The organism is Bacillota bacterium (genome assembly GCA_040754675.1).
Taxonomy (GTDB): Bacteria; Bacillota; Limnochordia; order Limnochordales; family Geochordaceae; genus Geochorda.
This window is the reverse complement of sequence record JBFMCJ010000088.1, coordinates 1-10,837: the sequence shown is the minus strand read 5'-3', so window position 1 is coordinate 10,837 and position 10,837 is coordinate 1. Positions and strand designations below refer to the sequence as shown.

Annotated in this window: 11 protein-coding genes and 1 riboswitch; of the genes, 10 read left to right on the top strand and 1 reads right to left on the bottom strand. The window is 70.1% G+C overall.

Annotated features, from left to right (window positions below):
• From AB1609_07250 to AB1609_07230, 5 genes are all read left to right on the top strand, one after another.
• A partial coding sequence (locus tag AB1609_07250) for a Gx transporter family protein (protein ID MEW6046263.1) occupies positions 1 to 823 on the top strand: 823 nt, incomplete at its 5' end.
• Positions 824 to 1,367: 544 nt separating this feature from the next.
• Positions 1,368 to 2,009, top strand: coding sequence for a cysteine peptidase family C39 domain-containing protein (locus AB1609_07245; GenBank protein ID MEW6046262.1), 642 nt, complete (start codon positions 1,368 to 1,370; stop codon positions 2,007 to 2,009).
• 1 nt (position 2,010) lies between these two features.
• A complete protein-coding gene (locus AB1609_07240) occupies positions 2,011 to 2,871 on the top strand; it encodes a hypothetical protein (GenBank protein MEW6046261.1) in 861 nt (286 codons plus the stop codon).
• 53 nt (positions 2,872 to 2,924) lie between these two features.
• Positions 2,925 to 3,371, top strand: a complete 447-nt coding sequence (locus AB1609_07235; protein ID MEW6046260.1) for a hypothetical protein — start codon at positions 2,925 to 2,927, stop codon at positions 3,369 to 3,371.
• Positions 3,372 to 3,505: 134 nt separating this feature from the next.
• Positions 3,506 to 3,766 (top strand): hypothetical protein, encoded by a 261-nt coding sequence (locus AB1609_07230; protein MEW6046259.1) that lies wholly within the window; start codon positions 3,506 to 3,508, stop codon positions 3,764 to 3,766.
• Between the two features lie 33 nt (positions 3,767 to 3,799).
• On the opposite strand, the gene AB1609_07225 is transcribed toward AB1609_07230, so the two are convergent.
• Positions 3,800 to 5,458: a glycoside hydrolase family 3 N-terminal domain-containing protein gene (locus AB1609_07225; protein MEW6046258.1), complete on the bottom strand. Its 1,659-nt coding sequence runs from the start codon at positions 5,456 to 5,458 to the stop codon at positions 3,800 to 3,802.
• Positions 5,459 to 5,633: 175 nt separating this feature from the next.
• Positions 5,634 to 5,799, top strand: a riboswitch (cobalamin riboswitch).
• A 98-nt stretch (positions 5,800 to 5,897) separates the two neighbouring features.
• On the opposite strand from AB1609_07225, the gene AB1609_07220 reads away from it, so the two are divergent.
• The 5 genes from AB1609_07220 (at position 5,898) to AB1609_07200 (ending at position 10,777) form a co-directional block, all read left to right on the top strand.
• Positions 5,898 to 6,791, top strand: coding sequence for an ABC transporter substrate-binding protein (locus AB1609_07220; protein MEW6046257.1), 894 nt, complete (start codon positions 5,898 to 5,900; stop codon positions 6,789 to 6,791).
• Positions 6,788 to 7,870 carry an iron ABC transporter permease gene (locus tag AB1609_07215; protein MEW6046256.1) on the top strand — a complete coding sequence of 361 codons (1,083 nt, stop codon included), beginning with the start codon at positions 6,788 to 6,790 and terminating at the stop codon, positions 7,868 to 7,870. Before AB1609_07220 ends, AB1609_07215 begins: the two co-directional genes overlap by 4 nt.
• Positions 7,857 to 8,627, top strand: coding sequence for an ABC transporter ATP-binding protein (locus AB1609_07210; protein ID MEW6046255.1), 771 nt, complete (start codon positions 7,857 to 7,859; stop codon positions 8,625 to 8,627). The genes AB1609_07215 and AB1609_07210 overlap by 14 nt, the downstream gene beginning before the upstream one ends.
• A 112-nt stretch (positions 8,628 to 8,739) precedes the next feature.
• Positions 8,740 to 9,714 carry a class II fructose-1,6-bisphosphate aldolase gene (fba, locus tag AB1609_07205; GenBank protein MEW6046254.1) on the top strand — a complete coding sequence of 325 codons (975 nt, stop codon included), beginning with the start codon at positions 8,740 to 8,742 and terminating at the stop codon, positions 9,712 to 9,714.
• Between the two features lie 40 nt (positions 9,715 to 9,754).
• Positions 9,755 to 10,777, top strand: a complete 1,023-nt coding sequence (locus AB1609_07200; protein MEW6046253.1) for an LLM class F420-dependent oxidoreductase — start codon at positions 9,755 to 9,757, stop codon at positions 10,775 to 10,777.
• The last annotated feature ends 60 nt before the right edge of the window (positions 10,778 to 10,837 follow it).

The window sequence follows — 10,837 nt, the reverse complement described above, 5'->3', positions numbered from 1 at the left end:
CCTGGGCGGCCGGCTGGGCGCCCCCGGTTTCTGGCTCTCCATGGCAGGGGCGGCTGCGAGCGTGGCGGTCATGGGTTCGGCGCGGCTGTGGGCGCTTGGGGACGGGCGGCGGCTGGTCGTCGTGAGCGTTCTTGGCGGCGTCGCCCACAACCTCGGGCAGCTCGGGGCATTTCGGGCGATCATCGGTCACGACGGCGCGGCTTGGCTGCTGCCCGCGCTGGTGGCGCTCGGGACCGCGGCCGGCGCTGCCATCGGAGCCGGGGCGTACAGGGTGCTCCCGGCATTCGAGCGGGTAGCGCAATTCAGGCTGGCGTCCGGAAAAGCGGGCCGGACGACAACGGATTCGGTGCCGGCTGCGACACCCGGGCGCCGCACGCTCGGGCTTGTCACGGCCGTGCTGTTCCTGGCGGTGCTGGCGATCCAGGCGGGAGCGTATCGCGTGGTGGCGGGCGCGGCGGGACTGCGGGCAGCCGCCACACGGCCCGGTGAAGCGGCCGTGAGGGTTGAGGTGGACGGGAAGCACGTTCTCACGCTGCCGCTGCGCACCGACCGGGTGGCCCGCCTTTCGGCGGGCGGCGTTCAAATGAGCCTGGAGGTGCGGGACGGCCGTGTGAGGGTCTTGGAGTCCACCTGCCCTCGCCAGGTGTGCGTCAAGACGGGTTGGATCGACCGGCCGGGGCAGGTCATCGTTTGCGTTCCGGCCAGGATGGTGATCACGGTGGGGCGTTCCGGGCAGGCGCCGTCCGGCAGCATGGCGGGCGCTGACGGCGGTCCGGTCGAACGGTCCCATCACTGGCCCGACGTCGACGCCATCACGTGGTAGGGGCCGGGCAGAGGAAGGCGGACGGTGATGACTCGACCCAAACTCGGCCTCACGCTCAGCGACACCGCTGAGACGTATGGCAACGCCCGCGCACAACCCCTGGCCGGCGAGGCCATCCGGACCTGCGTGGCTGTGTCTTCGCCGTCACCAGGCGGACCCCGGCACGGGCGCGCCAGCGCCGGTCCGGTGGCCTGGGACTGACCCCCGAGGATCTGGCGGAACCGGACGCAGCTTTCCCGGTGCCTCCGGCAAGCCCCCCTGCCGGCCCTCTGAAGTCTCCGGAACCTCCCGGCCGGCAGGGGTGTGAGCGCGCAAGCAGGAGTAAACTGGCGCGTCGGGAACCAGCGCCCGCCTCCCGGGCCAGCCGCGGCCTCTCCCTGCACAATAGCCGGCCCAAACACTCCTTGTGCGGCAGGGTGGTGTTAAGGTAGACTAACCACGCCCGGCTGAGTGCATCGGCTGTTTCCCCTGGCCGAGAAATGCAGGGCGCCGCGGGAGACGTGCGACCTTGGAGTCATATGCCCGGACTCGGGGGGCTGTCGCGTTGCGAGGGGCGTTAGTTGCACTGACGACAGCGCTGGGTGTCGCCGGCTCTCTCACCGCAGGGATCGGCGGCCGTGCGGTTCAGAGTCAAGCCACCCTGCGCTTTGCCGGCATCGTGCGCCAGCAGGACGACCATACGTGCGGATACGCTGCCGCCGCCACCGTGCTGCAGAGCATGGGCCTGGCGGCGGACGAGCGTTCGCTCCTGGCGCACCTGGACAGCCGCGGCGCCGGTCGGGGCGCGACGCTGGGCGGCATCGGGCGCGTGACGGCCCATTGGGGTGTCGAGAGCTTCGCCGTGCGCAGCACCTGGGAGCACCTCGTGGCTTACTTTGTACGCTATGACGAGCCTGTCCTCGGCCTCGTCAACCCGGACCGCCCGCACTTCACCGTCATCCTCTACGCCGATGCGTGGGGCGTTTATCTAGCCGATCCGAGCCTGGGCTACCTGGTCTTGGACCCCGGCCGGTTCGCAGAGCGCTGGACGGGCGTGCTGCTCTTCCTGCGCCCCCCGGACGGCTTCGGCCTGCAGAGCCGCCAGATCGCCCTGGCCCTGGAGAGGATGCACAGCCGGCACCACGCGCTGCTCCGCACGCAGGCAGGCCTCCACCTCATGACGCGAGCGCGCGGGGCGAGGTGGTAGAGTGACGCGCCGCGTGCTGTTCCGGTGTGCGGCTCTGCTGGGACACGTGGGCCTCATCACCGCCCTGGCCGGCGGCGCAGTGGCTGCCTCCGGACCGCAGACAGGCAGCAACCGGCCAGGAGAGCCGAGGGGCATCTTCTCTGCGATCCGCGTCGATCCGGAAAGTTGCTGGCAACTTCGCTGGCAGCTGACTCACTCCGTCGAGCAGCAGGGCCTGCTCCTCGACCTGCCGGGATTCCGCCGCGACACCGTCACCATGGCGTTTGAAATAGGCCGGAGGTTCACCTGGGAAGCCGGCGGCGTGACGTGGAAGGCCACCGCTTCGCTTCGGGCCGGGGCAATGCGCCAGTACGAGGCGGAAGACGGCGCGGCGGCCCCTCTTGCGCCACCCGCGTGGGAGACGTCGGTCGGGCTGCCCGGGTTCGGCCTCGCCGCGCTGGGCAGAGACCCGGCCTCGGGACGTGCCGTCGAGGTCGCGGCAGAGTGGTTCCTCGACGGCGAGCGCCCGGGGCAGGAGCCGGCTCCGGGGCAGGTGGTCGGGGTCACGGTCTCCCGGGTGATGGATCCCGCCGTCGTGGCGGCCTCGGTAGCCGTGGGGGCGAGGGCCGGCCCGCGCCCTTCGGCGGTGCTGTCGGCGGCCGGGGAGTGGCGGCTTGTGATGGTGGATGGCCTCGCCGTGTACGCGGGGGCCGGCCTGGGCGTGTCGATCCCGCTGGGTCAGGTGAGCGGCCGGGCATGGGCCGGCGTTGCCCTGAACTGCCCGTCGGGCGCAGAGGTCGCGCTGGCCCTGCAACGGCCCCTGGATCGCGAGGCCGAGTACGGGTGGCAGGTGGACCTCCAGGTGCCCCAGTCCGGCGGGTAGGGCGGGGCCAGTGGCCCTCTGATAACCGAGGGAGCCTGGGAGGAGGAGGGGCGATGGCGGAACGTTCGGTGCGGATGGTGAACGTCGTGCTGGCGGCGGTGCTGCTCGTGGCTCTGGTGGGCCCTGCGACGGCGCTGGCCGCCGATGCGGAGCGTGCGTTTGATCCGGCCGAGTTCGGGACCCCCATCGATCCGAGCGAGCAGGAAGAGCTCTCAGGCGAGTGGTGGCCGGTCGTTTTCAGCGCCGCCATGGGCGCGGCGGACGCCGCCTACACCTACGCCCGGTCGCGCCCGTACCGGCCGGAGAGCCCGCGCTACTGGACCGGGATGGCTGCGGCGGTGCTCGTGGGTGCCGGCATGGGCGCGCTGGGCGGCGCCACCGAGATGGGCGTGAAGGCCGCCCGAGTGGGCGCCCGGGTCGGAATGGCCGTCTACTCCCGGGTCCGGTCGCACGTGGTGAGCGAGGCGTTCAACGCAGGCCTGGCCGCACACGGCATCTGAGACCCCATGCCGTGCCTCCTTGTTTGCGGGGGCGCACGGCGGTGAGTAGGGGCTAAGACAGCAAAAGGAGGGCGGGGCCCCGTCCCTACGTTTCGGCGGATTGCGAGAAGCGTACAGAAGGCGGGGGGAGCGGGTTGCAGGCGAGTGCCGGCGGAGGCATGCGGATTTCCTGGCCCGGGCTCGTCGTCTCGCAGGTGATGGTGGTGCTCGGCACGTGGCTCGTGAGGGAGTGGGGCGTCGGTCTTTGGTGGACTATCGTCTGCATGTCGTACAACACCGGCTATGCCGTGGTCTATCTCCGCCCGCCCTATAAGGAGCCGGTCATCTACCTGGTCGCCACGTACGCGGCGTGGTTTGTGGGGATGGTCTGGAGCAAGTACCGGGCCGGGTGGTGAACCCGGCCCGAACCCCTGCCAACTCGTGCTGGCTCAGGGGGAAGATGGTGACGCGGTTTGAGGAACGGCGACCGGCAGGCGGCCAGTTGCCTCGAACTCGCCGGCCACAAGCCCGGCCAGAGCATCTGCCAGTTCCTGGGGAAGAGGGCTTGGGGTGCCCCATCTGTCCTGCGCATAGGTGGCGATGAAGGCATCTGCGTCCCCGAGGCTCGTGATGTCGTAAGGCAGGCCGAGCGCTGCCACCACCGTCGGGATGCCGGCTTCCCGGACGCGCCGCACCAGTTGGACCTGGCCCGGGGCAAGGGGCGGCTTGAACGAGGAGTAGGTGAGCACCAGGGCGGCATCGACCGCGCGGGCCAGGCGCCCGGCGGCTTCCAGTTCATCCGGGGAGGGGTTGAACGAACCCTCGAAGCCGTTACCGGGGGTAGGCAGGGAGATAACGGCCGCAAAGCGGCGCCGCATGGCTTGGGCCACGACCTCGGCCTCCCGCGGGCCTGTGACGAGGAGCGTCCGCACGCGGTCCGGCCTGAACGGGAGGGCTCCGCGGTTTACAAGCACGGTGAGGCTGCGGCGGTAGGCCTCCGAGGCGAGTTCCCGGTGGGCCGGCGAGAAAGCTTCCTTTTCGGCCTCATCGGACTTGACGAGAGCATCGACAGGGTGGCCGGCCTCGAGCAGGTGGTACTTCTCCTTGAGGCGCAGGATGCGGTCCACGGAGGCGTCGATGCGCGCCGGGTCGATCTCGTGGCGGAGCGACGCCTGCACCAGAGCGACCCACGCCGCCACCTGGTTGGCGTAGGAGCCGGTCATCATGACCACGTCCGCTCCTGCCTTCACTGCCATCACGGCGGCCTCACCGGGGCCGAAGCGGTCGGCGATGGCGCCCATGCTCATGGCATCGGTGACCACGACGCCCTGGAAGTTCTGCTCCCGCCGCAAAAGGCCGCTCAGGACGCCTTCCGAGACGGTGGCAGGCCGGTCGGGATCGATGCACCGGACGATCATGTGCGCGGTCATGATGGAGTCGGCCCCGGCATCGAAGGCGGCGGAAAACGGCCGCAGGTGCACCCGGCGCAGGGTGTCCGGGTCGTAGGCAACGGCGGGCAGGTCCACGTGCGAATCGGCTGACGTGTCCCCGTGGCCCGGGTAGTGCTTGGGCGTGGAGACGACGCCACCCTTCTGGTAGCCCCTGACCATGGCGGTGCCGAAGCGCGCCACCCGTTCGGGATCATCGCTGAAAGCGCGGACGCCGATGACCGGGTTGGCCGGGTTGGTGTTCACGTCTACGACCGGCGAGAAGTTCCAGTGAACCCCGGCAGCACGCGCCTGGCGTGCTATGGCCAGCGCGATCTGCTCGGCAAGCTGCTCTGAAGCTGCTGCAGCGATGCCCATCTGGCGGGGGAAGGCTGTCGTACCGTACCTGACGTTGTGGCGCAGCCCGTACTCCAGGTCTGCTCCCACCATGACCGGGATCCCGAGGCGTGTCGAGGCGGCCCACCGCTGCAGGCGATTGTTCGATTCGGCGAGGTGCCGGACGGTGCGGTGGCCGTAGGTGATGACAAAGCCCGCACCGTAGCGGGAGACCATCTCGCGGGTCTGGTCAGAGGGCATGCCGGACTCGTCGGGCAGCACCTGGGGCATGAGCATCTGCCCGATCTTCTCTTCGAGCGTCATGCGGGACACGAGCGGGTGCACTTTGCAACCCCCCTGTCGTGGGTGGTGGTCTGGACCAGAATTGGGCAGAGGCTTCCGGTTACCTGCTGCCATTCGAGAAAGCGGGACGCGCGGCGGCTCGTTTCGGTGCGTCGCCCCGCGCCGCCCTTCTTGCCTGAAGATGGGAGACGCGATATTCTCCCTGCTGGAGGGTCATAACTGAATAGCGGCCCCTGGTGCCGGGGCGCGTAGTCCCGGCTTAAAGTGGGGAAGTCCGGTGAAAGTCCGGCGCTGTCCCGCAGCGGTAACCGGGAGCCCGGCGCGAGTGGAGCGGCCGGGACATCCTGGAAGCCCGAATACCTGCCAGGGGAGCCCGATGCTCTCTATTCAGCACCGCTTGGTTCGGGCACCTCTCGAGGAAGGGGAGTGGTGCAGGGTGCACCTTCGAAAGTTTCGCTCCGGCGTCCCCGCGCTCGTCGGTGTGATCGTCCTTCTCTTGAGTCTTTCCGCCCTTGCGGCCGGTGCTGCCGCTGCCGCTTATCCGCTAACCCTGCAGGACGATGCGGGGAGGACCGTAACGCTGCCCGCCGAGCCCGTGCGGGTCGTTTCGCTGGTTCCCTCGTTGACCGAAACGGTCTGCGCCATCGGAGCGTGTGACCGGCTCATCGGCGTCGATGACTATTCCAATTACCCGGAACACGTCAGGGCGCTGCCCAAGCTGGGCAGCCTGTACAACCCCGTCCCGGAACGCATCGTGGCCCTCAAGCCGGACCTGGTGGTGCTCAGCAAGTACGATTCGGTCCTCCAGGTGCTCGCGCAGGCCGGCCTGACGGTCTTCGTGATGCGGTCAGAAACGTTCGACGACATCTTCCGCAACCTCGAGACGCTGGGCGTGCTGCTCAACGAACAGGCGCAGGCACGCCAGGTGGCCGAAAGCCTGCAGCGGGAGATGGAGCGGCTCGAGGAGCTGGCGCATTCTGATCCTGAGCGGCCGGCTGTCTACTACGAGATCGATCCCACGCCGTATTCTGCCGGGCCGGACTCGTTCATCGGGGTGATGATCTCGAAAGCCGGCGGGCGAAATGTGGTGCCGGCCCGGCTGGGCCTGTTCCCCCGCATCAGCCCGGAACTGGTCATCGCCTCCGACCCCGACGTGATCATCCTGGGCGACGCGCCGTACGGGGAGACGCCCGCCCGGGTGGCCGAACGCCCGGGCTGGGCAGGGCTTGCGGCGGTGAAATCGGGGCGGGTCGTGGCCCTGAACGCCGCGCAGGTGGACGTGCTGAACCGCCCCGGCCCCCGAAGCGTCGAGGCGCTGCGGCTGCTGGTGGAGATCCTGCACCCGGCCCTGCGAGACGAGCTGGAGCGACCTTGAGATCCGCTGATGCCATCGGGGCGCGAAGCGCGCCGGCGGCCGCGCTCGCCGTGCCCGCCGCGAGGTGGGCCGGCCTGGCCTTTGCCGTCCTCGCTGCGTCGGCTATGGCGCTGAAGTGGGGAACCGTGCCGGTCTCCTGGGCCGACGTGGCCTCAAGCCTGCGGGACGGGCTGCGGGGCGGGGAGCTGGCGGGGGAGCCGGCCATCGTCTGGCAGCTTCGCCTCCCCCGGGTGCTGATGGGGCTGCTTTCGGGCGCAGCGCTGGGGATGTCGGGAGCGGCGCTGCAGGGCCTGTTCCGCAACCCGCTCGCCGACCCGTACCTGATGGGCGTGGCGTCGGGAGCGCTCTGCGGAGCCGCGGTGGCCATGACACTTGGCGCGGCGCTACCGGCGGCGTTCACCGGGCTTGCGGGGCCGGTGCTGTCGTACGTGCCGGCCGCGGCGTTCCTTGGGGCCATGCTCGCAGTCCTGGCGGCACTCAGCCTCGCCCGCACGGCCGGCGGCCGGCGCACCACGGACCTGGTGCTGTCCGGGGTGGTCGTGGGGTCGATCCTGACGGCCGCCACGGTGTACCTGATGCTGCGGGACGCGGACAGAGTTCGATCCATCTTCAATTGGAGCCTGGGGAATCTCGCCATGGCCGGATGGCCGCAGTTCTCCGCGGCCCTGCCTTACGCGGTCGCCGGTATGCTGCTCCTCATCCCGTGCGGGCGGGCCCTCAACGCCCTGCAGCTTGGCGAGGACGTGGCCGCCACCCTGGGCCTTCCCGTGGAGGCGCTGAAGCTCGCCGTGGTGGCGGGAGCGTCTCTGGCCACGGCGGCGGTGGTCTCCCAGGTGGGGATCGTGGGGTTCGTGGGGCTGGTGGTACCGCACATCGTGCGCCGGCTGGTCGGGGGCGACTACCGGCGCCTTCTGGTCGGCTCCGCGCTGGCGGGGGGGCTTCTGCTCGTCCTGGCAGATCTCGGGGCGAGGGTCGCCGTGCGCCCCGCGGAGCTTCCCGTCGGCGTGGTGACCACGCTGGTCGGCGGGCCGTTCTTCTTGTACCTGCTGAAGCGGGGGCAGCACGATGCTGCAGCTTGAGCGGGTCAGCCACCGCTTCGCCCCCGGCGGCCCTGACGTCGTCCGGGACGTTTCCCTTTCGGTGGGGCCCGGCCTGACGGCGCTCCTCGGGCCCAACGGGAGCGGCAAGACCACGCTCTTGAAGATCGCCGCCGGGCTCCTGCGGCCCTGGAAAGGATCCATCTACCTGGACGGCCGGCCCATCTCCCGCTACTCCACCTGGGAGCGGGCGCGCCTGGTGGCCTACGTGCCCCAGCAGACCCTCCTGCCCGGCGGGATGACCGTCATGCAGGTGGTGCTGCTGGGGCGGATCCCGCACACGGGGTGGCTTGGCGCCGAAACCGCGAAAGACAGGGCCGCGGCCCGGGAGGCCATGGAAGCCACGGGCCTGGGTTCGCTCGCATTGCGGCCCGTGCACGCCCTGTCCGGCGGCGAGCGCCAGCGGGTCGCGCTGGCCCGGGCGCTTGCGACCGGAGGTCGCTACCTGTTGCTCGACGAGCCCACGAGTCACCTCGACCTGAAGCACCAGGCCGCGTTGGTGGCGGTGCTGCGCCAGAAGAAAGCGGCGGGAACGGGCATCCTGATGGTGGTGCACGACCCGAACCTGGCCGCGCTGGCCGACCGGGTGGTGCTGCTTGCGGGCGGCACGGTCGTCGCCGAAGGCCCTCCGGGCCAGGTCCTGGCCCCGGGGACGTTGTCGGTGGCGTACGGCGGGGGCTTTGACGTGGTGGAAGCCCCGGGCGGGCGCCGCGCCGTACTTCCGGGGGCCACCCCATGAAGGCGTCGCGCTTGCGCGGACACCTCCTTTTCCCTGGGGCAGCCGGCGCAGGAGGAAGCAGGCGGGCGCTGGAACTGTCCTCCTACGGCCGGGAAGGGAGAGTGGCACGCAAGTGGCTCTCGTTACGCTATACCAGTGCCTGAGGGAGGCCGAACGCGGCGGTTACGGGGTCGGCGCGTTCAACGTCAACAACATGGAACAGGTCCAGGGCATCATGCAGGCGGCCCGCGAGGCCCGTTCCCCGGTCATCCTGCAGGCAAGCCGCGGCGCCCTCAAGTACACCAATTTGGTCTACCTGAAGCACCTGATCCAGGCCGCCCTCGAGGAAAACCCCGACATTCCTGCGGTGGTTCACCTGGACCACGGCGACTCCCTGGAGACGGTGAAGACGGCGGTCGCTTTGGGCTTCAGCTCCGTCATGATAGACGGGTCACACCTGGAGTTCGAGCAGAACGTCGCCCTGACCCGGGCCGTCGTAGAGTACGCGCACGATCGCGGCGTATCGGTCGAAGCGGAACTCGGCACCCTGGGCGGCATCGAGGAGGACGTGGCCGGGAAGGTGAAGCTGACCGACCCGGCCCAGGCGGAGGCGTTCGTCGAACGCACGGGATGCGACGCCCTGGCCGTGGCCATCGGCACCTCGCACGGCGCGTACAAGTTCAAGGGCGAGCCAAAGCTCGCGCTCGACCTGGTCCCCGAGATCTACCGGCGTGTCCGCATCCCCCTGGTGATGCACGGCTCGTCGTCGGTGCCGGCCGAACTGGTGGAAGAGGTCAACCGGTTCGGCGGGCGCCTGGCGGGAAGCAGGGGCGTGCCCCTCGAGAGCATCCAGCGGGCCATCCAGCTCGGGGTCCGCAAGATCAACGTGGACACCGACATCCGGCTGGCCGTCACGGCGGCCATCCGCCGGGTGTTCACCGAATCGCCGGAGAAGTTCGACCCCCGGGAGTACCTCGGGCCGGCACGGGAGGCCATCGCCGGGGTGGTGCGCTCCCGCATGGAGGCGTTCGGGTGCGCCGGCCACGCCGGCGATTACAAGCCCGTTTCGCTCGCCCAGATGCGGGAGCGCTACCGCAGCGCGACATGAGGCCTCCTGCAAAAAGGTCGCCCTGTGAGGTGAGGCGCGCATGGGCGTGGCCGTGCAGACCCAGGCCAGGCCGGCCGTGACCCGCCGCTGGAAGGCGTCGCCCCTTCGGGTCGGTGCCATGATCCCGCAGGGGTGGCTGATGGACCTGCCGGCCGAAGCGCCGCCCCAGCAGCAGTGGCGGCTCATGGGGCGGGTGGCGCGGACCCTGGAGGGCACCGGGTTCGACTCCGGGTGGCTCTACGACCACTTCCACACGGTGCCCACGCCCGCTTCGTTCAGCGTCTTCGAGTGCTGGACGGCGACCTCGGCGCTCCTGGCCCAGACGGTGAGCCTGCGGATCGGGCAGCTGGTCACCTGCAACTCCTATCGAAACCCGGCGCTGCTGGCCAAAATGGCAGCCACGGCCGACGTCATCTCGGGCGGGCGGCTGGAGTTCGGCATCGGGGCGGGCTGGTACGAGCACGAGTACCGGGGGTACGGCTACCCGTTCGAAAGGGCGTCCGTGCGCATCCGCATGCTCGACGAGGCGCTGCAGGTCATCCGCAGGCTCTGGACGGAGCAGGTGGTGACGTTCGAGGGCCGCTACTACCGGCTCCAGAACGCTTACTGCGACCCCAAGCCACTTCAGCGGCCGCGCCCGAGCATCCTGGTGGGCGGCGGTGGCGAACGGCTCACGCTGCGGGTGGTGGCACGCTGGGCTGACCGCGCCAACTTCGGCGGCAGCTTGGACAACTTCCGGCACAAGGCCGACGTCCTCCTGTCCCATTGCGAGCGGGTGGGGCGCGACCCGCAGGAGATCGAGCTGACCTACACCTGCCCGGTCATCATCGGCCGGGATCGGGGCGCCGTCGAGACGATGGTGCGCCGGTTCGTGCCGGCCAACGTCGAGCGGGAGCGGTACGCCAGGGAGGCGGCCATCGGCACCCCGGAGGAGGTGGCCGCATTCTTGCGGAGCTTCGTGGACGCCGGCGCCTCCTATCTCATCCTCAACATCCGCGGGGCCGCGGAAATCACTCCGCTGGAGCTTTTCGGGGAACGCGTGCTGCCGCTTTTGCGGGCATGAGAGCGTTCCGGGCTGCTTCAAGGAAGGCCTGGGGGGCAGAGGAGGGCGGGGATGGCGGAA

Bases quoted from the DNA above. Each gene is read 5' to 3' on its own strand.
- AB1609_07235 (MEW6046260.1), top strand. From the start codon at position 2,925: ATGGCGGAACGTTCGGTGCGGATGGTGAACGTCGTGCTGGCGGCGGTG.
- AB1609_07210 (MEW6046255.1), top strand. From the start codon at position 7,857: ATGCTGCAGCTTGAGCGGGTCAGCCACCGCTTCGCCCCCGGCGGCCCT.
- AB1609_07200 (MEW6046253.1), top strand. From the start codon at position 9,755: ATGGGCGTGGCCGTGCAGACCCAGGCCAGGCCGGCCGTGACCCGCCGC.